This window comes from Methylobacterium carpenticola (assembly GCF_042748905.1).
GTDB classification, from domain to species: domain Bacteria; phylum Pseudomonadota; class Alphaproteobacteria; order Rhizobiales; family Beijerinckiaceae; genus Methylobacterium; species Methylobacterium carpenticola.
Map to the genome: position 1 here is coordinate 2,072,072 of NZ_JBHZEO010000001.1, position 20,860 is coordinate 2,092,931.

Below are 20,860 nucleotides of genomic sequence, written 5' to 3' on the forward strand. Positions count from 1 at the left end.
CCCCCGCGCCGCGCCCGATCCGGGTTCACCCAGGGAGACACCCCGATGAAGCGTGAAGACCTCACCGAGAAGCTGCTCGACATCAAGCGCGAGAAGGGCTGGACCTGGAAACACATCCAGGACGCGATCGGCGGCCTCTCGCCGATCCTGATCACCGCGGCCTGCATGGGCCAGATGAAGCTGCCGAAGGCGCAGGCCCGGAAGGCCGCCGAGCTGTTCGGCCTCTCCGCGGCCGAGGAGCGGATGCTGAACGAGGCGCCCTATCGCGGCTCGATCCCGTCCCTGCCGCCGACCGATCCGCTGATCTACCGCTTCTACGAGCTGGTCATGGTCTACGGCACCACCTGGAAGGAGCTGATCCAGGAGGAGTTCGGCGACGGCATCATGTCGGCGATCGACTTCAACATGACCATGGAGCGCGAGCCCAACAACAAGGGCGATCGGGTGAAACTGTCGATGTCGGGCAAGTTCCTGCCCTACAAGTATTACGGCAACGAGGAGGGCGTGCCGGAATACGGCTTCAAGGAGCCGTGAGGCGCTCGGCCTCGCCAACGAGGCCGAGCCCGTCCTGAACCACGCAGGCGAAGGTCAGCACGTCCACCGCCGCCGCCCCGCCGCGCAGGAGCGCCCGGGCGGCGGCGTTCGCCGTGGCCCCGGTGGTCATCACGTCGTCGACGAGAAGGACGCGCCGGCCGAGGAGGAGCGGCTTTCCTCCGTCCGGCACCCGGAAGGCTCCTTGCAGGTTCTCGGCGCGGGCGCCCCGGCTGAGCCCCACCTGCGGCCGGGTGCGCTTCACGCGGGCGAGGAGGCGGGGATTGAGCGGAACCCCGCTGCCGCGCACCGCGTGGCGGGCGAGCAGCGCGGCTTGGTTGAAGCGGCGCCACCACAGACGCCAGCGCCAGAGCGGCACCGGCACCGCGACGTCGGCCTCGGCCAGGAGCTCGCGGCCCGCCCGCGCCATCATCCCGCCCATGGCGGCGGCGAGGTCGAGGCGATCCTCGTATTTGAGCCGGTGGACGAGGCGGCGGGCGGTGTCGTCGTAGCGCGCCGCCGCCCGCGCCCGGGCGAAGACCGGCGGGTGCGCCATCGCGCCGGGCGAGAGCAGCCCCGGCACCCCGAGATCCACCGCGAAGGGCGTGCCGAGCCGCTCGCAATAGGGCCGCTCGATGAAGCGCATGCCGCGCCAGCAGGCCGGGCAGAGGGCGTGCGGCGTCCCGGTCGCCGCCCCGCAGGCGATGCAGCTCGGCGGGTAGATCAGGCCGACCAGGGCGTCGAGCGCCGGGGCGAGCCTGGGAAGGACGGGCGGCATGAGCCTGTTCGGAGGAGGCGGCCTCGCGCCGCGAGGCCATCCTTCCCGCGGGCGCGCCGATGCGCAAGCGCATTCGGGCGCCGGCGTTGAACCCGCGTCCCGCCTCTGGTCTAAGCCCGCTCGCGGGCGGATCGGCCACCGTCGCGGCGATCGGAAGGACCGGGGAATGAACGCGCTCAAGCGTCTGGTGATGATCGTCCGGCAGCGGATTCCGGCGGGCATCCGGCCCTTCTTCAAGGTCCTGAAGCTCCTGACGGTGAAGGGCGCGACCTCGCCGCAGATCCCCGCCCACCTGCTGACCGATTGCCGGCTGCTCGCCACGCGCCAGGATCTCGCGCGGGCGCTCGGGGGAGGCCGCGTCGCCGAGATCGGCACGCAGCACGGCCGCTTCGCCCGCTTCATCCTCGACGAGGTCCGGCCCGAGCGCCTGCACGTGGTCGATCTCGACGTCAGCCGCACCGACCGCTCCGTGCTGGAGGATCCGCGCGTCGCGGTGCATGTCGGCTTCTCGACCGCGGTGCTGTCGTCCTTCGAGGATGCGAGCTTCGACTGGATCTACATCGACGCCGACCACTCCTACGAGGGGGTGCGGGCCGATGCCGAGGCGGCGCGCAGCAAGGTGAAGCCCGGCGGCTACATCGTCTTCAACGACTTCGCGCATGCCGATCCGTTCCTCGGCGTCTACGGGGTCCACCGGGCCGCCACCGAGTTCCTGGTCCGGCATCAATGGCCGGTCCGGTTCATGTCCTACGATCCCAACGCCCTCTACGACATCGCGGTCCAGCGCCCGGCCCGATGAGGGTCGGCCCTGGCGCGCCGCCGCCTCACGCGCCATCTACTGGCGACATGTCGACTCCGCCGCCCCTCTTCGATGCCGCCCTGATCCGCAAGCGCCTCGCCCGCGCCCATGCGACCGGTTTCGCGGATTTCCTGGTTGCCCGCGCCTGCGAGGATCTGGGCGAGCGCCTCGGCACGGTGCTGCGCAGCTTCGAGCGGGCGCTCGATTGCGGCACGCCGACCCCGCAGGCCGCCGCGTGGCTGCGCGGGAGCGGGCGGGCGGGCGCGGTGGTGCGCCTCGCGCCCCTGCCCGAGCCGGCCCTGCCCGGCATCGCGGGCGTGGTCGGCGATCCCGAGGCGCTGCCCTTCGGCGAGGGCCGCTTCGACCTCGCCCTCTCGCTCCTCGCGCTCCAGCACGTCAACGACCTGCCGGGCGCCCTGATCCAGATCCGCCGGGCGCTGCGGCCGGACGGGCTCTTCGTCGGCTGCCTGATGGGCGGGCGCTCGCTCACCGAGCTGCGGCAGGTGCTGGCCGAGGCCGAGAGCGAGGTCGAGGGCGGGGTCAGCCCCCGCGTCGCGCCCTTCGCCGAGGTGCGCGACCTCGGCGCGCTCCTCCAGCGGGCGGGCTTCGCCCTGCCGGTCACCGACGTGGAAACCCTGCCGGTGCGCTACGCGACGCCGTTCGGGCTGATGCGGGACCTGCGGGCGATGGGGCTGACCAACGCCCTGCGGGAGCGCCGCGGCCGCCTGCGCCGCGAGACCCTGCTGCGGGCCGCCGCGCTCTACGCCGAGCGCTTCGCGGATGCGGACGGGCGGGTCCGCGCGACCTTCGAGCTGATCTGGCTGTCGGGCTGGGTGCCGCACGAAAGCCAGCAGAAGCCCCTCCGGCCCGGCAGCGCGCAGATGCGCCTCGCCGATGCGTTGGGCACCACCGAGCACAGGAGTTGAGCATGAAGGAGCCCGGCCCCGATCACCCGATCACCATCACGCCGAACCCGCACCGCATCCGCGTGGTGCTGGGCGGCGTCATCGTCGCGGAGACGACCCGGGCGCTGACGCTGAAGGAGGCCGGCCTGCCGCCGGTGCAGTACATCCCGCGCGCGGACGCGGAATGGGACCTGTTCGAGAAGACGAACCATACCACCCACTGCCCCTACAAGGGCGACGCGAGCTACTACGCGCTCACGGCGGGCGGCGTGGAGCGGGCGAACGCGGTGTGGAGCTACGAGGATCCGTACCCGGCGGTGGCCGCCATCAAGGACCACCTCGCCTTCTATCCGAACAAGGTCGACGCGATCGAGGAGTTCACGGATTAGGGCCCAAGCAGGTCGACGATCGCCGGCAGCAGCGGCAGGTCGGCCGGGGGCATCGGGTAGCGGGCGAGATCGCGCGGGCGCACCCATTTGAGGGCCTGCCCCTCGCGCGCCTGCACCGAGCCCTCCCAGCGGCGGCAGATGTAGAGCGGCATCAGGAGGTGGAAGTGCTCGTAGGCGTGGCTCGCGAAGGTGAGCGGCGCGAGGCAGGGCTCCTTCACGGCGATGCCGAGTTCCTCCGCGAGTTCGCGGATCAGCGTCTCTTCCGGCCGCTCGCCGGGCTCGATCTTGCCGCCGGGGAACTCCCACAGGCCCGCCAGCGTCTTGCCGGGCGGGCGCTGCGCCAGCAGCACGCGGCCGTCGGTGTCCACCAGCGCGACGGCGACGACGAGGAGGAGCTTGAGCGGATCGGCCATGCCCCGCCGTTAGCCCGCCGCCGCCGGTTTGGGAAGGCCGGAGCGCCTATTGCGCGATCACCCAGGTGATCTCGACCGTGGCGCCGACCTCCACGGTGCCGGCCTCCACCGGCACGCTCGGCGCCCGCGCCTTCGCCGCGAAGGCGCGTCCGGCATAGACCGGGACCTCGCTGCGGGCCGGCGACACGATGCGCTCGATGCGGCCGAGGCGCAGCCCCGCCGCCTCCGCCAGGGTCTCGGCCTGCCGGATCGCATCCTTCACGGCGGCGGCGCGCGCCTCGCCCTCGGCCTTGGCCGCGTCGCGCAGCCCGAAGGTCACGCCGCCGATCCGGTCGGCGCCGCCGTCGAGGGTGCGGCGCATCAGCTCGCCGAGGCGGCCGAGATCCGCGAGGCGGATCTGCACCGCGTTGCTCGCTTGGTAGCCGTCCGGAACTTCCGCCCCGTTCGGGTCGCGGGAGGGGCGCGTCACCGGGCGCAGCGTCACCGCGGTGGTGGCGACCTCCGCGCCGAACTCCTTGGCGAAGGCCGCGACCTTGCGGGCGGCCTCGGAGTTGCGGTCGAGAGCGGCGGCGGCACTCGGCGCCCGCCGCTCCACCGCGATCTCGACCGAGGCGGTGTCCGCCGGCACCTCGGCGCTCGCGCGGCCGATCACGCTGATCCGCCCGGGCTCGTCGGCGGCGGCCGGGCCGGCGGCGAGGAGCCCGAGGGCGAGCCCGGCCGCGAGGAACGCGGCCCTCACGAGCGGTAATCCCCGTTGATCTCGACATAGGCCTTGGTGAGGTCGCAGGTCCACACCCGGGCCGTGCCCGCGCCCAGGCCGAGATCGACGCGGATCGTCACCTCCTGCTCGCGCATCACGGCGCTCGCCGCCGCCTCGCTGTAGGCCGGGTCGCGGGCGCCCTCGACGGCGACCCGCACGTCGCCGAACCAGATCGCGAGGCGGTCGCGCTCGGCGGGCTCGCCCGCCTTGCCCACCGCCATCACCACGCGGCCCCAATTCGCGTCCTCGCCCGCCACCGCGGTCTTCACGAGGGGCGAGTTGGCGATCGAGAAGGCGATGCGGCGCGCCGAGGCGTCGTCCGTCGCGCCCTCGACCCGCACCGTCACGAACTTGCGCGCGCCCTCGCCGTCGCGGGCGACGAGCTGCGCGAGTTCGATCAGGAGATCGTCGAGGGCCGCCGCGAAATCCGCGAGACGCGGGTCGTCCGCCGCCGTCAGGGGGGCGTTGCCGGCCCGGCCCGTCGCGAAGAGCAGCAGCGTGTCGGAGGTCGAGGTGTCGCCGTCGACGGTGACGCAGTTGAAGCTGCGCTCGGCCCCGTCGCGCAGGAGGCCCTGCAGCACCGGGGCGTCGATCGCCGCGTCGGTGAACACGAAGGAGAGCATGGTCGCCATGTCGGGGGCGATCATGCCCGCGCCCTTGGCCATGCCGTTGATCGTCACCTCCGTGTCGCCGAGCCGCACGCGGCGGGTGGCGAGCTTCGGGAAGGTGTCGGTGGTCATGATGGCCCGCGCGGCCTCGGCCCAGCGTTCCGCATCCGGGCCGGCGCGGCCCGCGCAATCCGCGAGCACGCCCTCGAACTTCGTGGCGTCCAGCGGCTCGCCGATCACGCCCGTCGAGGCGATGTAGATCCGGTCGGGCGTGCAGCCCGCGGCGGCGGCGGCGATCTCCGCCGTGAGCGCCACCGCCTGCCGGCCCTTCAGGCCCGTGAAGGCGTTGGCGTTGCCGGAATTGACCACCACGGCCCGGGCCTCGCGGGCGGGGAGCTGCTCGCGGCACCAATCCACCGCCGCCGAGGGACATTTCGAGCGCGTGAACACGCCCGCGACCTGCGTGCCGGGATCGAGCAGCACGAACAGCACGTCGGTGCGGCCCTTGTAGCGGATCCCCGCCTGGGCGGTGGCGAGCCGCACGCCGGCGATCGGCGGCAGGTCGGGCGTGTGGGCCGGGGCGAGCGGCGAGACGGGATGGGACATGCGGAACTCCGGAATTCCGCCGACCCCAGGGCCGGCGCGGCGGTGTTGCCCGGCGGCTGCCGCCCCGTCAACCGGCTCGCGGCCGGTTCGGGGGCAGCCGCCGGAACGAAGCGGCATCATGGAAAGATGAATTCCATCATTGCGATGACGGTTGGGCCGGAACCGGAAAAATCTTATCTAGAGTTGAAATATCCTACCTAGAGAGGCAGTATCCTCCGGCATGACGTTAGGTCTGCATGCCATCCCGGAGGTTCGCGTGGCCCACCCGCAAGTGCTGCGAGACATGGCCCTGTTCGTCGAGGTGGCCAAGCGCAAGAGTTTCAGCCAGGCCGCGGCCGCTCTCGACGTGCCGATCTCCTCGCTGTCGCGGCGGATCACGCAGTTCGAGGCCGCGATCGGGCTGCGCCTTCTCGACCGCACCACGCGGAAGCTGGCGCTGACGCCCCATGGCGAGGCCTATTACGCCCAGGCGATCCGGCTGGTGGAGGAGGCGCAGCGCAGCTTCGACGACTTGGTCGCGCAGGCGCGCGGGCCGAGCGGCCTGCTGCGGATCAGCGCACCGCCCGAAGCCTGGGTGCTGCGGCACCTGCCGGACGTGATCGGCACCTTCCTGAAGACGCATGATCAGGTGAGCATTCATGTCGAGTTGCGGATGGCGAATGCCGAATCCGCGGCCGATGGCTGCGACCTCGCGATCACGACGGAGGAGCCGAGAGAGACGGCGATGATCGCGCGGCGGCTCGGGCACCTGCGGACCGGCCTGTTCGCGGCGCCCGCCTATCTCGCCCGGGCCGGGACGCCCCGGCACCCGGACGACCTCCGGGCACCGCACGTGCTGCTTGCGGCGGCCCCCGGCACCGCGCTCACCCTCGAGCGGGACGGCGAGCAGGTCGCCGTCGCGCCGGAGGGAGCGCTGTCCTGCAACAGCCTCGCGCTCGTCCGGCGCTTCGCGGCGGCGGCGCAGGGCCTCGCGCTGCTCCCCGAGATCGACGGGGAGGCGGAGGAGCCGGCCTTGCAGCGGGTGCTGCCGGATTGGAGCGGCCCGTCCCTGCCGGTGGTCATCGTCACGGCCTCGCGCCTGGTCCCCGCCAAGGCGCGCGCCTTCATCGACGTCGCGGGGCGTCACTTGGCGACCCTGCTGTCGCCGCGCGGCGCGGAGGGCGACGAGGCGCCGGACCTCGCCCCGGCCTATGCGCGGAGCGCCTGACGCTTCGGCGGAACGGCGTGAGCGTTTCTGCCGAGGCTCCCGGCTCTGCATCGTTTTCGCCGCCGGACCGGTGACCGGCTCTGCGAGACCTGCTTAGCTCCTTCGCGGCGACGGGCCTGACGGGAGATGGGTGTGGAATTCGCGGGAGTGCCGGTGACGCTTGCGGATATCGGGCCGGCCCGTCTCGGGGCGGGCGCCGCCTTCGTGCTGGTCGCGCGGGCGGATGCGGTGATCGCCGGGCTCGCGCCCGCGCGCCGGGCACTGCCGCCGGACGAGGCCGCCCGGATCGCCCGCTTCCTCCAGCCGCAGGACCGGCACGAGCGCGAGGCCGCTCACGGCCTCCTGCGCCATCTCCTCGGGGCCGAACTCGACCGCCCGCCGGAGTGTCTCGTGCTGTCGCGCGACGCCTATGACCGCCCGTTCCTGCCCGAGGCGCATGACCTCGATCTCAACCTCAGCCACGGTGCCGGCTGGGTGGCGGTGGGGCTCGCCCGGGCCGGGCGGATCGGCGTCGACGTGGAGGGAGCCGACCGACCCGTCGATTGGGACGCGGTGGCCCGGCAGTTCCTGCATCCGGCCGAACTCGCGGCCTACCGGTCGATGCCGGCCGCGCATCGACCCGCGCGGGCGCTCGAACTCTGGTCGGTGAAGGAGGCCTTCGTGAAGGCGAGCGGGGAGGGTTTCTCGGCCGCCCCGCGGACGCTGTGCCTCACGGAGGAGGCCGGGACGTGGTCCCTGGCGCATCGCGGCCGGCAGCTCCGGGCGTGGTCGACGCGCCTCCCGGACGGTGCCCGCTTCGCCTGGGCCGGAGAGGCCCATATGCGGTTCCGGGTCGTGGCGGCCCGCGGCTAGGCCTCCGCCGCCCGGTTTCCGCGACCGGTCCGCCGCGATCGACGATCGCCCGCGGAGGCTCCGGTCAGACGAAGGCGCTCATCCCGCTGGCGGGCTGCTGGGGGAAGCGCTCGGCGAGCGCCCGGCGGAGCTTCTCGAGGGCGCGGTTCTCGATCTGGCGCACGCGCTCCTTGGAGATGCCGAGCCGGTGCCCGAGGGCTTCGAGGGTCGCCTGATCCTCCGACAGCCGCCGCTCGTGCAGGATCCGCAACTCGCGCTCGGAGAGCACCGTGAGGGCCTGCCGGAGCCAGGTCAGGCGCCGCTCGCCGTCGACAGCGTCCGATACGGCCTCGTCGGGCAGCGGGGAGGTGTCGACCAGGAAGTCGACCCGCTCGGCCGAGGCGTCGCCCTCGTCGGTGATGGGCGCGTTCAGCGACATGTCGGGGCCGGAGAGGCGGGCATCCATCAGCGCCACGTCCTCGCGCGACACGCCGATGGCGGTGGCGATGCGGCTGTGGATCTCGTCGCCGACCCGCTCGTCGGTCGATTGCATCAGCCGGGCGCGCAGGCGGCGCAGGTTGAAGAACAGGGCCTTCTGGGCCGAGGAGGTACCGCCGCGGACGATCGACCAGTTGCGCAGGATGTAGTCCTGGATCGAGGCCCGGATCCACCACGTGGCATAGGTGGAGAAGCGGACGTCCCGTTCCGGCTCGAAACGGGCGGCGGCCTCCATGAGGCCGACATGCCCCTCCTGGACGAGGTCGGCCATGGGCAGGCCGTAATGCCGGAACCGGCCCGCCAGGGCGATGACGAGGCGCATATGGGCCGAGATCAGGCGGTGCAGGGCCCGTTCGTCGCGTTCGTCCTTCCAGCGCACCGCGAGACCGCGCTCCTCTTCCCGCTCCAGGAAAGGCGCGTCCATCGCCATACGCACGAACTGCCGACGAATCCCTGCGATTTCCGCCATTCCCGCCTCCGCCAGCACGCCCATGACCACCCGCGCGACGAGACGCATGACGACGCGCGCAACCGATCGTCGTCCCCACGGGCCTGCGACAACGGCCCATGCCCGGGTTTGGTTCCGCACTGCGGAAGCGACGAGACGGCTCCGGGCGGCGCCTGTGGCATTGATGCAACGAAAAAGCCCGGCGCGAGGCCGGGCTTTCGAAAGGGCGGGAAAAGGGCCGGATCAGGCCGCTTCGGCCTCGTCCTGCATGTCCTCGGCGTCGGACTCGCCCTCCGCATCGGCGCTCTTGGTCCGCCGCGGCGACTTGGCGAGGCTCTGCTCGATGAGCTTCAGCGATTCCGTGTCCGTGATCCTGTTGACCGCGGCAATCTCGCGCACCACCCGGTCGAGGGCCGCCTCGTAGAGCTGGCGCTCGGAATAGGACTGCTCGGGCTGGGCCTCCGAGCGATAGAGGTCGCGCACCACCTCGGTCACCGCGATGAGGTCGCCCGAGTTGATCTTCGCCTCGTATTCCTGGGCCCGGCGCGACCACATGGTGCGCTTCACCCGGGCGCGGCCGGTCAGCACGTCCAGCGCCTTCTTCACCAGCTCCGGCTCGGCCAGCTTGCGCATGCCGACCGCGTTCGCCTTGGCGGTCGGGACCCGAAGAACCATCTTGTCCTTCTCGAACGACACCACGAACAGCTCGAGCTTGTAGCCGGCGATCTCCTGCTCCTCGATGGCCGTGATGCGGCCGACGCCATGGGCCGGGTACACGATCGCTTCGCCGGTCTTGAAGCCCTGCCGGGCAGCTGTCGTCTTCTTGGCGGTCGTCATGCGGGGGTGGCCTCCAGATCGCCGTCCACGGTCTTCTCGCCGCGGGCGGGTCATTCGTCCGGGTCAGGGTGCCCGGCTGAAAATACATGCCAGTCGGACGCCCGCGAAGACGCCCGCCAGTCCCTGTCAACCGATAGCTAAGGAACGTTCGACCGGACCGCGGATCGGGAAAAGCCCTCCACGGCTGATCTCATGCGGCAACCCCTTCGAGAAATTGTCCCGGTCGGCGGGCGGTGCCGCATGTCGAACGTAAGCGACGGCGATCAGGACCCTAGCATGGAGGGCCCTAAAAATCAAAAAAAATCAGGCGCGCGGCGCGCATGGCAGCGCACCGTGCACCGTGCACCGTGCACCGTATTGCTACAGCTTCTCGTGGCCGCGTCCACAGCCCCGTTGCCGGATTGCGGCGGAGCTTTCTCAGTCCCCCGAGCCGGGATTGGCCGAGAAATGCGCCTCGAGCTTGCCCGCGACGCCGTCCCACTCCTTGGCATCGGCCGGCGCCGTCTTCTTCTGGGTGATGTTGGGCCAGGTCTTGGCGTAATCGGCGTTCAGCTTGAGCCACGACTCCAGGCCCGGCTCGGTATCGGGCTTGATCGCCTCGGCGGGGCATTCGGGCTCGCAGACGCCGCAATCGATGCACTCGTCGGGGTGGATGACGAGCATGTTCTCACCCTCGTAGAAGCAGTCGACCGGGCACACTTCCACGCAGTCCATGTACTTGCACTTGATGCAATTGTCGGTGACGACGTAGGTCATGAGCCGATCGGTCCTTGAGGATGTCGGGCGCGGCCTCCGGGGCTTCGCGCGTTCCGCCGGGCTCTAGCTCCTGCCCGGGATGGTGGCAAGCACCCGAAGGGGCGCAATCGCTCCCTTGTGGCGCGGCGTCACTCGGGTGTCACGCCGCCCGTGGCGTCGGCGTAGAGCAGGCGGGCTTCCGGCGCCGGGCCGCGGCGCTCGCCGAGCGCCAGCACCCGCACCGCCATGGTCGCGTGGGCGGCCGCGACGGTGATCACGTCGCCCACCGCGATCGCCTTGGAGGCGGCCTCCGCGCGCTCGCCGTTCACGCGGACGTACCCCTCCGCGATGAGGCGCGCCGCGAGGCTGCGCGTCTTGGCGAAGCGGGCGAACCACAGCCACTTGTCGAGGCGCTGCCGATCCGCCCGCATCGGTCAGGTCAGCGCTTGTCGCCGTCCCGCGCCTCCATCTGCGCCTTCAGGGCGAGCAGCTTGGCGAAGGGCGAATCCGGATCCGGCGCGCGCTCGCGGCGGGGGGGACGGTTCTCCTGCTGGCCGCGATGATGGTCGCGGCGCTCCTGCGGCGGGCGTCCACCGCCGCGCTCGCCCTCCGCTCCGCGGCCGTTCTGCGGCCCGCGCGGCGGGCGGCCCTCGGCCCGGGCCCCCTCCGACCGCTCGCCCCAGCGCTCCTGGCGGTCGCCCCAGCGCTGACCGGGCCGACCCTGCGGCCGCGGGCGCTCGCCGCCCGGGGCCTGCTGATCGTCGCGGCGGGGCGGGCGCCCGTCGGCGTGGCGGGCCTGGGCGCCGGCCGGCGGACGGCCGCGGCCCTGGTGGCGGGCGGCGTTGCCGCGCGGATGGCGGTGCATCCGCCAGACCTCGATCAGGATCGGCTCGGCCGGCGCCGCGTCCGCGGCAGGTTCGGCCGCGGGGGCGGCGCCGTCCTCGGCGGTCGCGGCGGCCTCAACCTCCGCAGCCGGCTCCTCCAGGGCGGCCGGTTCGTCCGCGGCGGCCTGTTCGTCCGTGGCGAACTCTTCGGGCGCCGGCTCGGCGGCGGCCTCTGCGACGGGGACCTCCGCGACGGGTGCCGCGGGTGCCGCGACCGCCTCCGGCTCCGCAACGGCGTCCGGCCCGGTCACGGGCTCCGGCTCGGAGACCTCCGCGGCGACGGGCTCCGGGGTCTCCGGCGCGTCCGGCGCGGCGTCCTCGGCAGCCGCCAGGGTGTCGGGCTCCGCCTCCGCTTCGGCCGGCGCCGCCGGATCGCCCGCCGCCTCCGCCTCGGCGGATGCGTCCGCGGCGGATTCCTCCGCGGCGGATGTCTCCGCAGGGGCGGCCGGGACCGGCTGGACCGGCACGGTCGGTGCGGCCGGGCGCAGCGGCACCGTGATGGCGGGGCCGGCGCGGCGGTCCATCACGTAGCCGAGCGATTTCAGGATCGAGGCGAAATCCTCGCCCGAGCAGCCGACCAGGGAGGTCATGCCGACGGTGGGCACGAAGCCGTCGCGGTCGGCGGTGCCGGGCGGGGGCTCGCCGGGGGTGGTCCCCGGCACGTAGGCGATGGCCGGACGGATCAGGTCGGCGAGGCGCTCCAGGATGTCGACGCGCACGGCGCGGCCGCCGCAGACCCGGAAGCCCGCCGCCCGGTAGAGGCCCTTGGCGATCTCGGTGTCGACCGGCATCGAGGTGCGGCCGGAGCCCGCCAGATGCGCGATCTCGTCGAGACCGCGCTGGTCGAGGCCGCCGTTCTGAAGTGCCCAGAGCTGCGCCGCCAGGGTGCGGGGCGCGGGCTTGAGCAAGGCCGGCATGTAGATGTGGTAGGCGCCGAAGCGCACGCCGCGCTTGCGCAGGGCCGCGCGGCCCTCCTGATCGAGGCTGCGCATCTCGTTGAGGACGCGCGCGCGCTCCAGGACGCCGAGCGCCTCGGAGACCTGGAAGCCGATGCCGCGGGCGAGGCCCGCGAGGTCCTCGGCGGTCTCCAGCTCCAGGGCCGGGCCGAGCAGGCGCACGATATGGGCCTTGAGCCACGCGGTGAGGCGTCCCTCGACCTTGTCGCGGGCCGGGCCGGTGAGCTGCTCGTCCGCCAGGACGCGCAGGCCCGGCGCGTAGAGCTTGTCCCCCGGGACGAGCTTGGCGACCGGGTCGCCGGTCCAGCGGATGGTGCCGTCGTTCGACAGGACCAGGGCCGCATCCGCGGCAGCGGCGAAACGGTCGGCCCGGGCCTCGATCTCGCTCGCGAGCGCCTTCTCGGCGACGCTGCGGAGGGTCTTGGCTTCCTGGCCCTCCGCGCCAGGGTCCGGCACGAACTGGAACCCGTGCAGGTGGCCGACGTGCTGGCCCTCGACCGTCACGTCGCCGCCTGCGGTGATCTCAGCTTCCAACATGGTGTTCTCTCTCAGGCGCCGCATCAGGACGCTGGTGCGCCGATCCACGAAACGGCTCGCCAGCCGTTCGTGAAGCGCGTCGGACAGCCTGTCCTCTACCCGACGCGTCTCGCCCTGCCAATGCTCCGGGTCCTGCAGCCAGTCGGGTCGGTTCGCCACGAAAGTCCATGTCCGCACCTGGGCGATGCGCTGGGAGAGGGTGTCGATGTCCCCATCGATGCGGTCGACCATGGCCACGTGCTTGGCGAACCAGTCCGCCGGGATGCGCCCGGCCATGCCCTTCATCAGGAAGCGGTAGAGCTGCGCGACGAGGTCCGCATGGGTCTGGATCGGCGTCTTGCGGTAGTCGGGCACGCCGCAGACCGCCCAGAGCCGCTCCACGGCGCCGCCCCGGCCCGCGGCCATGTCGCGGATGTCGTCCTCGCGGGCGAGGAGGTCGAGGGCGGCCTCGTCGTCCCCGCGCGGGGCGCGCACGAGGCCGCGCTCGCTCGGATGCTCGGCGAGGCTCGCCTGGAGCGCCACCACGGAGAAGAAGTCGAGGTCGGGGTTGCGCCATTGCAGCACCCGGGTCGGCTCGAAGGTGTGGCTCTCCAGGGCCTCCACCATCTCGGGTTCGAGGGGCGGGCAGCGCCCGGTGGAGCCGAAGGTGCCGTCGCGCAGGTGGCGGCCGGCGCGGCCGGCGATCTGCGCCATCTCGGCCGGGGAGAGGCCGCGGAAGCGGGTGCCGTCGAACTTGCGGTTCGACGCGAAGGCGACGTGGTCGACGTCGAGGTTGAGGCCCATGCCGACCGCGTCGGTGGCCACCAGATAGTCGACGTCACCCGATTGGTAGAGTTCGACCTGCGCGTTGCGGGTGCGGGGCGAGAGGGCGCCGAGCACCACCGCGGCCCCGCCGCGCTGGCGGCGCAGCAATTCGGCGATGGCGTAGACCTCCTCGGCCGAGAAGGCCACGATGGCGGTGCGGTGGGGCAGGCGCGAGAGGCGCTTCTCGCCCGCGAAGGAGAGCTGGGAGAGGCGCGGCCGGGTGGTGACGTGGACGCCCGGGATCAGCGCCTGCACCAGCGGCCCCATCGTGCCCGAGCCGATGAGCAGGGTCTCCTCGCGCCCGCGCTGGTAGAGCAGCCGGTCGGTGAAGGTGTGGCCGCGGTCCATGTCGGCGCCGAGCTGGATCTCGTCCACGGCCACGAAATCGACGCTGCGGTCGCGCGGCATCGCCTCGGCGGTGCAGATCCAGTAGCTCGGCCGGTCGGGCTTGATCTTCTCCTCGCCGGTGACGAGGGCGACCCGCTCGGGGCCGACCCGATCGACCACCCGGTGATAGACCTCGCGGGCGAGGAGCCGCAGCGGCAGGCCGATCATCCCGGTCGGATGGGCGAGCATCCGCTCGATAGCGAGGTGGGTCTTGCCGGTGTTGGTGGGGCCGAGCACCGCCGTGACGCCGCGCGCACGGACCTGCGGGGGAAGGGAACGGCGGGTCGTCAAGGTCGTGGGGATCCTCGGGGGCTTGTCGCCCGGCGGTGCGGACGGGGGCCGGGATCGGCTAGCGGCTCCCGTCGCCGCGGCGGCGCGGGCCGATGCGCGGCTCTCGCCCGTCATATGGGGTTGCGGATCCCGTCCCGCCATCCGCCCCGTCGAGGGGCGCGTAGAGGTCGAGGCGCAGGCGCGGGCGCGTCGTGTCGGAGAGGTCGGCGCAGAGGGTGTCGGGCACGCTCGTGAGGGGGCCGGGCCGGCTCGGACGGCCCTCCGCGACGACGGCCGAGGAGACGGCGTCGCCGCCGCAATCCGCCCCGTTGGCGAGGGCGGGCAGGGGCGCGAGGAGGCAGGCAAGGAGGCGGACGGACATCGCGGCGGGCCCCGGTGGCGGGATGGACGGGCAGGATGAGCCCGCGGCCGTTACCGATTGATGCGCGAAACCGCGGCGCCTCCTCACCCCGGCAGGAACGCGCGCGCACCGGTGGTCTCGTTCCGCACCACCTCGATCGGCGCTCCGTAGAGTTCCTCCAGCCGGCCGGCCTCCAGCACCTCCGCCACCGGCCCCTCGGCGAGGCGCCTGCCCGCCCGCAGCAGCAGCGCGCGGTCGGCGTAGCGGGCCGCCTGGTTCGGGTCGTGCGTCGTGAACACCACGCCGAGCCCGTCCGCGCGCAGCCGCGCGATCTCCCGCATCACCTTGCCCTGATTGCCGAAATCGAGGCTCGCGGTGGGCTCGTCGAGGATCACCAGCCGCGGTTCCTGGGCGAGCGCGCGGGCGATCAGCACGAGCTGCCGCTCGCCGCCCGAGATGCGGGTGATCGGCCGGTCGGCGAGGTGGGGCACGCCCAGACGCGCCAGGGCCGCCTCCGCCGCCGCGTGGTCGGCCCGGGACGGGGCCGAGAACAGGCCCGTATGGGCGCTGCGTCCCATCAGCACCACCGCCCGGGCCGTGAAGGCGAAGGCGCTGCCCGCGCTCTGGGGCACGTAGGCCATCGCCTTGGCGCGGGCGCGGGCCGGCAGGGCCGCCAGGGGCCGGCCCTCGACCGCCACCGTCCCGGCGAGCGGCGCGAGCAGCCCGAGCAGCGTCTTGAGCAGCGTGGTCTTGCCGCCGCCGTTGGGGCCGAGCAGCGCCAGCACCTCGCCGCCCGCGACCGAGAGGTCGATGCCGCGGCCGATCTCCCGGCCCGGATAGCCGAAGGCGAGCCCCCGGGCGGTGAGCAGACCCGTGGGCGGGCTGACGAGCGGGTTCATGGCCAATCCCGCTCGGCGCCCGCCAGCAGCCACAGGAAGACCGGCGTGCCGACCACTGCCGTCAGGATGCCGAGGGGCACCTCCACGGAGGCGAGGGTGCGCGCCAGCGTGTCGATGACGAGGAGATAGCCAGCGCCGAGGAGCGCCGCCGCCGGGATCAGGCGGGCGAAGCCCGGGCCCACGAGGAAGCGGGCGAGATGGGGCACCACGAGGCCGACCCAGCCGACGATGCCCGCCGCCGCCACGCTCGCCGCCGTCACCAGGGTCGCGGCGGCGACGACCGCGAGGCGCAGGGGGCCGGTGGCGAGGCCGAGCGCCCGCGCCTCCTCGTCCGGCAGCGAGAGCGCGTCGAGCCGCCAGCGCAGCAGCAGGAGCGCGCCCGTGCCCGCCAGGACCGGGAGGCTGAGCGCCGCCAGGTCGAGCGCGTGGGTCGCCGACAGGCTCCCGAGCAGCCAGAAGGTCATGGCGGGGAGCTGGTTGTAGGGATCGGCGAGGTACTTCACCAGGCCGACCCCGGCGCCGAGGAGCGAGCCGATCACCACGCCGGCCAGCACCAGGACCAGCACGGGGTCCCGCCGCGCCAGCACCGCCCCGATCCCGTAGACGGCGCCCACGGCGAGGAGCCCGCCCGCGAAGGCCAGCGCCTCGATGGCGAGCACCCCGAGGGAGAGCCAGATCCCGAGCACCGCCCCGAAGGCCGCCCCCGAGGAGGCGCCGAGGATGTCGGGCGAGACCAGGGGGTTGCGGAACAGCCCCTGGAAGGCCGCCCCCGCCACCGAGAGCGCCGCCCCGATCAGGAGCGCCGCCAGGATGCGCGGGCCCCGGATCTGCAGCACCACCGCCTCGACGGGGGCGGACACGCCCGAGGCGCCGCCGGCGAGCTTGGCGGCGAGCACCTGCGCCACCTCGCCGAGACCGACCGGATAGCGCCCGACCCCGAAGGCGAGGGCGACCGCGAGCCCCACCGCGCCCAGCGCCAGCCCGAGACCGAGCCGCGGGCCGAGGCGCCCCCCGGGGCGGCTCTCCGCCCGGGCCCGCGGGCCGCTCACGCCGCCCCCGCGAGGACGCGGTCGAGGGCCGCCTCCTCCGGCACCACGTGGTAGAAGTCCCGGTGGAAGTCGCGGGCGAGACCGCGCAGATCCTCCGGGAACCGCTCCGGGTAGAGCGCCTTGCCGAGCCACCACAGGCCGGGGAAGCGGTTCACGGAGGGCGGGAAGTCGACCCAGCCGAAGGGCAGGGCGGGGGCGAGGTGGATCCGGCCGCTCCGCACCGCCGGCACGCCCTGCCAGAGCGGGTCGGTCCGCGCGGCCACCACGAAGGCCGGATCGAGGGCGATGATCACCTCGGGCGCCCAGGCGAGCACGTCCTCGGGCGAGACCCGGGCGAGGCCGCCGCCCGCGCCCGCGACGTTGATCGCGCCCAGGAGGTCCAGGCTCTCCGCGTTGATCGCGCCCTGCCGGGCGGTCTCGAGGCCGCGCGGGCCGCGGGCGAGGTAGACGCGCGGGCGCTCGCCCTCCGGCACCGCCGCGACCCGCCCGCGCACCGTCCGCAGGATGTGCTCGCAGATCCCGGCCAGCCGCTCGCCCGCATCGGCCCGGCCGATCAGCGCGCCGAGCCGGCGGTAGGTTTCCGGCGTCGCGGGGAGGCGCCCGTCGAAGAGCAGGGCCGGAATCCCGGTCTGCTGCTGCACCCGGTCGGCCAGCGCGCGGTAGGTCTCGCCGGTGTCGCCGGTATCGACGATGAGGTCGGGCCTCAGGGCCAGCACCGTCTCGAGATTCGCGGTGTTGCCGCGCCCGGTCAGGCGGCCGAGCTCCGGCAAAGCCGCCGCCTCCGGCAGGAGATAGGGCGCCTCGGCCGGACGGAGCGCCCGCGGCCAGCCGGCGAGCAGGTCCGGCGCCAGCGTGTAGAGCAGGATCGCGGCCGGCGGGCCGGCGGGGAAGATCCGCCGCACCGGCGAGGCGAGGGCGGGCAGGGGGCGCCCGGCATCGTCCTGCGCGGCCGCCCGGGCCGGATCGGCGCCGAAGCCCGCGGCCCCGAGACCGGCGAGCCCGCGGAGGAGCGTGCGGCGATCGAGCGTCATGGATGTCCCGTGCGCGCGGCCCGGCGCGGTCCGCCCGGCCTCAGATAGGACGGGGACACGGGCAGGGGGAGCGTCGCCGCGGCGCCGAAACCAAGCCGGGCCTCGCCGGTTGTCCCGCAGTTTCGCACGTCGCCGCCCCGCCGCGTCCATCCGGACGGGGTGCGGCGGCCAACCGACGAGGGAGATCCATGCATCAGGGCAGCCATCGCGACCATGAGGGCGCGCAGAAACTCTTCAGCCTGATCAAGGACGTCAAGGTCGCCATGATGACGACCGTGGATGCCGACGGGCAGCTGCGCAGCCGGCCGATGTGGAGCCAGGAGGCCGACGACAAGGGCGATCTCTGGTTCTTCACCAAGATCGACGCGCCGGTGACCGGCGAGATCAGCCGCGATTCGCAGATCAACCTCGCCTATTCGGACCCGTCGAACCAGAACTACGTCTCGGTCTCGGGCAAGGCGGAGATCGTGCGCGACAAGGCGACGATCGATTCCAAGTGGAACGAGAGCCTGAAGACGTGGTTTCCCAAGGGCAAGGACGATCCCTCGGTGACGCTGATCCGCGTCCACCCGGAGAAGGGCGAATACTGGGACAGCCCCAACGCCACCATGCTGCACCTCTACGGCTACGTGAAGGCAGCGGTGACGGGCGAGTCGCCCAAGACCGAGAAGAAGGCGGTTGATCTCGCCGCCCGCTGAGGGCGCGGCGCTCCCGTTCCGGGCCCTCGCAGGGCCCGGGATGCTCTCTGACGCCGGCTTGACTTCGGCGGCTGAACCGTGCGGGGTTCGCACCCCGCCCGGGTCTGCCGGGTCAGTCAGGCACGGGTGATGCTCGACCTCGCCACCAGGGTCTACAACCACACCTGGAAGATCGATCCGATCATCCGCTCGGTGCTCGACACCGATTTCTACAAGCTCCTGATGGCGCAGACGATCTTCCGGCGCCACCGGGACGTCGACGTCACCTTCGGCATCCAGAACCGCACCCATCGCGTCCGCCTCGCCGACCTCATCGACGAGGGCGAGCTGCGCGAGCAGCTCGATCATTGCCGCTCCCTGCGCCTGACCCGCGGCGAGTCGACCTGGCTGCGCGGCAACACCTTCTACGGCCAGCGGCAGATGTTCTCGCCGGACTTCATGGACTGGCTGGAAAGCTTCCGCTTCCCCGAATACCTGCTGGAGAAGCAGGATGGGCAATACGTGCTCACCTTCCACGGACCGTGGATCGAAACCACGATGTGGGAGGTGCCGGCGCTCGCCATCCTCAACGAGCTGCGCTCGCGCGGGGTCCTGCGCGGGATGGGCAAGTTCGATCTCCAGATCCTCTATGCCCGGGCGATGACCCGGATCTGGGAGAAGATCGAGCGGCTGAAGGTGCTGCCGGGCCTCTCGATCGCGGATTTCGGCACCCGCCGCCGCCACGGCTTCCTGTGGCAGGACTGGTGCGTGGAGGCGATGATCGAGGGCCTCGGCCCCGCCTTCCTCGGCACCTCGAACTGCCTGATCGCGCTGCGCCACGACATCGAGGCGGTGGGCACCAACGCCCACGAGCTGCCGATGGTCTACGCGGCGCTCGCCGAGGACGACGCAGCGCTCGCCGCCGCCCCCTACGCCGTGCTCGCCGACTGGCAGCAGGATTACGCGGGCAACCTCCTCGTCATCCTGCCCGACACCTACGGGACGACCGGCTTCCTCGCCAACGGCCCGGCCTGGATGGCCGACTGGACCGGCATCCGCATCGATTCGAAGGATCCGATCATCGGCGGCGAGGAGGCGATCGCGTGGTGGCGCGAGCGCGGCCGCAACCCGCGCGAGAAGCTGGCGATCTTCTCGGACGGGCTCGACATCGACACGATCGAGACCATCCATCACCGCTTCCACGGCCGCCTGCGCATCGGCTACGGCTGGGGCACGCTGCTGACCAACGATTTCCGCGGGTTGGCGCCGGACGGGCGCCTCGACCCGATCTCGATCGTCTGCAAGGTGATCTCGGCCGATGGCCGCCCGACCGTGAAGCTCTCCGACAACCCGACCAAGGCGCTCGGGCCGGAGGAGGAGGTGGAGCGCTACAAGCGCGTGTTCGCGGTGGGCGCCCAGGTGGCCCAGCCGGTGACGGTGTGAGTTTGCCGGCGCGCGAGCCGCGCTCCGGCCTCGCAGGGTGGGAAAGACGGGCCGAACAGGCGTCTCAGCGCAGGTCGAGGAGGACGCTGCGGAAGCTGCGCGGCGCCTTGCTCTGGCAATCGCCCCCGTCGTCGCTGAGCAGGCGCACGCGGCTGCCGTCCGGGGCGACGAGCAGCCCCTCCGGCTGGAAGTTCGGGATCGCGGCCAGCGCCTCCGAGGCCCCCGGCACCCGGGCCGGCGCCGCGCCGGGCTCGCCCGACCAGCGGTAGAGGTCGAAGGCCTCGCCCCCGCTGCCCGAGCCGCCCGCGACGACGAGATAGACCTTGGCCTGCGGCGCGTAGGCGATGTCGCGGATGCCGCGGCCCTTGAGGTCGAGGCCGATGGGCTTGCCGAGCCGGGGGGCCGCGCCGCCCGCCAGCACCTCGGCCGGATTCTCGAACGGCACCACGATGGCGTCGTTGTCCGCGTTGAGCGGGTTGCGCAGGCCGATCAGCAGCGAGCGCCCGTCCGGCCCCGGGGCCAGCCCCTCGATGGTGAGGCCGCGCTGCTTGGCGCTGAGATCCGCCCGCTTCGGCACGTCGAGGGCGATGCGCTCCGCCAGACGCGGGTCGAGGTCCGAGAGCGCCTTGGCGAGGCCGTGGAAGGCGCCGTCCTTCTGCGCGACCGTCACGGTGCCGCCCGTGGAATCGGCGACCGAGACGGCGGTGAACTGTCGGCGCTGCTCGCGCAGCTCGCCCTTGTCGTTGCGGCCGTGGGAGCCGATCAGCACGAGTTCGTTGCCGAGCCAGGCCGTCGCCTCGAGATCGGCCTTCTGCGCGTCCTTGCCCGTCCCGAGCCCGAAGGATTCCCCGAGATCCGCGCCCTTGAGCGCGAGCGGCGGCCCGCTCTCCTCGGACCTGTAGAGGCGCAGCACGTTGTCCTCGTCGTTCACCACGAGGAAGCGGTCGCCGAAGCTTCCGGCCGGGAAGGGCGCTGCGCCGGAAGCCTCGCACAGGCCCCAATGAACCAGGACGGGCCCGGTCTTGACCTGTGCGAAGGCGGCGGTCGTCGGCAGGCTGATGGCGAGCGCGGACACCAGCGTCGACAGACGTCTCATGGCAATCCTCCCCGAATCCGGCCTCGTGGGTTCAGGCCGGTGACGACGTAGATCGTGCGGGCGCCAAGTCCTTCAACGGGCCAAGTCCTTCAACGGGCCAAGTCCTTCAACGGGCCAAAGC

At 72.8% G+C, this 20,860-nt stretch carries 22 protein-coding genes; 8 read left to right on the forward strand and 14 right to left on the reverse strand.

All coding sequences use genetic code 11. The annotated features are described in order from the left end of the window. The first annotated feature begins 45 nt into the window (after window positions 1–45). Complete coding sequence (gene cynS / locus ACE101_RS09865) at window positions 46–534, forward strand: cyanase (protein ID WP_379128573.1); 489 nt, start codon at window positions 46–48, stop codon at window positions 532–534. Here cynS and ACE101_RS09870 read toward each other — a convergent pair. Further along, window positions 521–1,309 carry a ComF family protein gene (locus ACE101_RS09870; RefSeq protein ID WP_379128574.1) on the reverse strand — a complete coding sequence of 263 codons (789 nt, stop codon included), beginning with the start codon at window positions 1,307–1,309 and terminating at the stop codon, window positions 521–523. The two genes, cynS and ACE101_RS09870, sit on opposite strands and share 14 nt — an antisense overlap. A 166-nt stretch (window positions 1,310–1,475) precedes the next feature. Here ACE101_RS09870 and ACE101_RS09875 point away from each other — a divergent pair, with 166 nt between their 5' ends. The 3 genes from ACE101_RS09875 to ACE101_RS09885 are packed head-to-tail and all read left to right on the forward strand — an operon-like array spanning window position 1,476 to window position 3,402. Next, entirely contained in the window at window positions 1,476–2,108 is a 633-nt protein-coding gene (locus ACE101_RS09875; protein WP_379128577.1) for a class I SAM-dependent methyltransferase, read from the forward strand. 47 nt (window positions 2,109–2,155) lie between these two features. After that, window positions 2,156–3,034: a methyltransferase domain-containing protein gene (locus ACE101_RS09880; RefSeq protein WP_379128579.1), complete on the forward strand. Its 879-nt coding sequence runs from the start codon at window positions 2,156–2,158 to the stop codon at window positions 3,032–3,034. 2 nt (window positions 3,035–3,036) lie between these two features. After that, a complete protein-coding gene (locus ACE101_RS09885) occupies window positions 3,037–3,402 on the forward strand; it encodes a DUF427 domain-containing protein (RefSeq protein WP_379128581.1) in 366 nt (121 codons plus the stop codon). Here the strand turns inward: ACE101_RS09885 and ACE101_RS09890 are convergent. From ACE101_RS09890 to argJ, 3 genes are read right to left on the reverse strand one after another with little or no spacing between them, the layout of a single operon-like run. Further along, complete coding sequence (locus ACE101_RS09890) at window positions 3,399–3,815, reverse strand: (deoxy)nucleoside triphosphate pyrophosphohydrolase (protein ID WP_379128584.1); 417 nt, start codon at window positions 3,813–3,815, stop codon at window positions 3,399–3,401. The genes ACE101_RS09885 and ACE101_RS09890 overlap by 4 nt on opposite strands. A gap of 46 nt (window positions 3,816–3,861) precedes the next feature. Then, window positions 3,862–4,554 (reverse strand): SIMPL domain-containing protein, encoded by a 693-nt coding sequence (locus ACE101_RS09895; RefSeq protein ID WP_379128587.1) that lies wholly within the window; start codon window positions 4,552–4,554, stop codon window positions 3,862–3,864. Then, window positions 4,551–5,789, reverse strand: coding sequence for a bifunctional glutamate N-acetyltransferase/amino-acid acetyltransferase ArgJ (argJ, locus tag ACE101_RS09900; RefSeq protein ID WP_379128589.1), 1,239 nt, complete (start codon window positions 5,787–5,789; stop codon window positions 4,551–4,553). The genes ACE101_RS09895 and argJ overlap by 4 nt, the downstream gene beginning before the upstream one ends. Window positions 5,790–6,045: 256 nt before the next feature. Here argJ and ACE101_RS09905 point away from each other — a divergent pair, with 256 nt between their 5' ends. After that, a complete protein-coding gene (locus ACE101_RS09905; protein ID WP_379128592.1) occupies window positions 6,046–6,996 on the forward strand; it encodes a LysR family transcriptional regulator in 951 nt (316 codons plus the stop codon). 132 nt (window positions 6,997–7,128) lie between these two features. Next, window positions 7,129–7,848: a 4'-phosphopantetheinyl transferase family protein gene (locus ACE101_RS09910; protein ID WP_379128595.1), complete on the forward strand. Its 720-nt coding sequence runs from the start codon at window positions 7,129–7,131 to the stop codon at window positions 7,846–7,848. 64 nt (window positions 7,849–7,912) lie between these two features. Here the strand turns inward: ACE101_RS09910 and ACE101_RS09915 are convergent, their stop codons facing one another. The 9 genes from ACE101_RS09915 to ACE101_RS09955 form a co-directional block, all read right to left on the reverse strand. Then, window positions 7,913–8,794: an RNA polymerase factor sigma-32 gene (locus ACE101_RS09915; protein WP_379138577.1), complete on the reverse strand. Its 882-nt coding sequence runs from the start codon at window positions 8,792–8,794 to the stop codon at window positions 7,913–7,915. Between the two features lie 222 nt (window positions 8,795–9,016). Next, on the reverse strand, window positions 9,017–9,610 hold the full coding sequence (locus tag ACE101_RS09920; RefSeq protein WP_379128598.1) for a CarD family transcriptional regulator: 594 nt from the start codon (window positions 9,608–9,610) through the stop codon (window positions 9,017–9,019). Between the two features lie 417 nt (window positions 9,611–10,027). Then, window positions 10,028–10,366 (reverse strand): ferredoxin FdxA, encoded by a 339-nt coding sequence (gene fdxA / locus ACE101_RS09925; RefSeq protein WP_379128599.1) that lies wholly within the window; start codon window positions 10,364–10,366, stop codon window positions 10,028–10,030. A gap of 128 nt (window positions 10,367–10,494) precedes the next feature. Then, a complete protein-coding gene (locus ACE101_RS09930; protein ID WP_379128601.1) occupies window positions 10,495–10,776 on the reverse strand; it encodes an RNA-binding S4 domain-containing protein in 282 nt (93 codons plus the stop codon). Between the two features lie 8 nt (window positions 10,777–10,784). After that, window positions 10,785–14,204: a helicase-related protein gene (locus ACE101_RS09935; protein WP_379128604.1), complete on the reverse strand. Its 3,420-nt coding sequence runs from the start codon at window positions 14,202–14,204 to the stop codon at window positions 10,785–10,787. A 58-nt stretch (window positions 14,205–14,262) separates the two neighbouring features. After that, window positions 14,263–14,565: a hypothetical protein gene (locus ACE101_RS09940; RefSeq protein ID WP_379128607.1), complete on the reverse strand. Its 303-nt coding sequence runs from the start codon at window positions 14,563–14,565 to the stop codon at window positions 14,263–14,265. Window positions 14,566–14,648: 83 nt separating this feature from the next. Further along, window positions 14,649–15,443 carry an ABC transporter ATP-binding protein gene (locus ACE101_RS09945; protein WP_379128610.1) on the reverse strand — a complete coding sequence of 265 codons (795 nt, stop codon included), beginning with the start codon at window positions 15,441–15,443 and terminating at the stop codon, window positions 14,649–14,651. Further along, complete coding sequence (locus tag ACE101_RS09950) at window positions 15,440–16,492, reverse strand: FecCD family ABC transporter permease (RefSeq protein WP_379128612.1); 1,053 nt, start codon at window positions 16,490–16,492, stop codon at window positions 15,440–15,442. The genes ACE101_RS09945 and ACE101_RS09950 overlap by 4 nt, the downstream gene beginning before the upstream one ends. After that, window positions 16,489–17,523, reverse strand: a complete 1,035-nt coding sequence (locus ACE101_RS09955) for an iron ABC transporter substrate-binding protein (protein WP_379128615.1) — start codon at window positions 17,521–17,523, stop codon at window positions 16,489–16,491. Before ACE101_RS09955 ends, ACE101_RS09950 begins: the two co-directional genes overlap by 4 nt. A 188-nt stretch (window positions 17,524–17,711) precedes the next feature. Between ACE101_RS09955 and ACE101_RS09960 the strand changes: the two genes are divergently transcribed. Both ACE101_RS09960 and pncB read left to right on the forward strand, forming a co-directional pair. Continuing rightward, a complete protein-coding gene (locus tag ACE101_RS09960) occupies window positions 17,712–18,221 on the forward strand; it encodes a pyridoxamine 5'-phosphate oxidase family protein (RefSeq protein ID WP_379128616.1) in 510 nt (169 codons plus the stop codon). Window positions 18,222–18,350: 129 nt separating this feature from the next. Continuing rightward, window positions 18,351–19,643 carry a nicotinate phosphoribosyltransferase gene (gene pncB / locus ACE101_RS09965; RefSeq protein WP_379138580.1) on the forward strand — a complete coding sequence of 431 codons (1,293 nt, stop codon included), beginning with the start codon at window positions 18,351–18,353 and terminating at the stop codon, window positions 19,641–19,643. A gap of 64 nt (window positions 19,644–19,707) precedes the next feature. Here the strand turns inward: pncB and ACE101_RS09970 are convergent, their stop codons facing one another. Continuing rightward, window positions 19,708–20,739 carry a DUF3616 domain-containing protein gene (locus tag ACE101_RS09970; RefSeq protein WP_379128619.1) on the reverse strand — a complete coding sequence of 344 codons (1,032 nt, stop codon included), beginning with the start codon at window positions 20,737–20,739 and terminating at the stop codon, window positions 19,708–19,710. Between the last annotated feature and the right edge of the window lie 121 nt (window positions 20,740–20,860).

Excerpts from the sequence above, each read along its gene's own strand:
- ACE101_RS09960 (WP_379128616.1), top strand. The coding sequence starts at position 17,712 with ATGCATCAGGGCAGCCATCGCGACCATGAGGGCGCGCAGAAACTCTTC.
- ACE101_RS09880 (WP_379128579.1), top strand. The coding sequence starts at position 2,156 with ATGTCGACTCCGCCGCCCCTCTTCGATGCCGCCCTGATCCGCAAGCGC.
- ACE101_RS09890 (WP_379128584.1), bottom strand. The coding sequence starts at position 3,815 with ATGGCCGATCCGCTCAAGCTCCTCCTCGTCGTCGCCGTCGCGCTGGTG.
- ACE101_RS09915 (WP_379138577.1), bottom strand. The coding sequence starts at position 8,794 with ATGGCGGAAATCGCAGGGATTCGTCGGCAGTTCGTGCGTATGGCGATG.
- ACE101_RS09945 (WP_379128610.1), bottom strand. The coding sequence starts at position 15,443 with ATGAACCCGCTCGTCAGCCCGCCCACGGGTCTGCTCACCGCCCGGGGG.
- ACE101_RS09930 (WP_379128601.1), bottom strand. The coding sequence starts at position 10,776 with ATGCGGGCGGATCGGCAGCGCCTCGACAAGTGGCTGTGGTTCGCCCGC.
- ACE101_RS09875 (WP_379128577.1), top strand. The coding sequence starts at position 1,476 with ATGAACGCGCTCAAGCGTCTGGTGATGATCGTCCGGCAGCGGATTCCG.
- ACE101_RS09970 (WP_379128619.1), bottom strand. The coding sequence starts at position 20,739 with ATGAGACGTCTGTCGACGCTGGTGTCCGCGCTCGCCATCAGCCTGCCG.
- ACE101_RS09920 (WP_379128598.1), bottom strand. The coding sequence starts at position 9,610 with ATGACGACCGCCAAGAAGACGACAGCTGCCCGGCAGGGCTTCAAGACC.
- ACE101_RS09940 (WP_379128607.1), bottom strand. The coding sequence starts at position 14,565 with ATGTCCGTCCGCCTCCTTGCCTGCCTCCTCGCGCCCCTGCCCGCCCTC.
- fdxA (WP_379128599.1), bottom strand. The coding sequence starts at position 10,366 with ATGACCTACGTCGTCACCGACAATTGCATCAAGTGCAAGTACATGGAC.
- ACE101_RS09885 (WP_379128581.1), top strand. The coding sequence starts at position 3,037 with ATGAAGGAGCCCGGCCCCGATCACCCGATCACCATCACGCCGAACCCG.
- pncB (WP_379138580.1), top strand. The coding sequence starts at position 18,351 with ATGCTCGACCTCGCCACCAGGGTCTACAACCACACCTGGAAGATCGAT.
- argJ (WP_379128589.1), bottom strand. The coding sequence starts at position 5,789 with ATGTCCCATCCCGTCTCGCCGCTCGCCCCGGCCCACACGCCCGACCTG.
- ACE101_RS09870 (WP_379128574.1), bottom strand. The coding sequence starts at position 1,309 with ATGCCGCCCGTCCTTCCCAGGCTCGCCCCGGCGCTCGACGCCCTGGTC.
- ACE101_RS09955 (WP_379128615.1), bottom strand. The coding sequence starts at position 17,523 with ATGACGCTCGATCGCCGCACGCTCCTCCGCGGGCTCGCCGGTCTCGGG.
- cynS (WP_379128573.1), top strand. The coding sequence starts at position 46 with ATGAAGCGTGAAGACCTCACCGAGAAGCTGCTCGACATCAAGCGCGAG.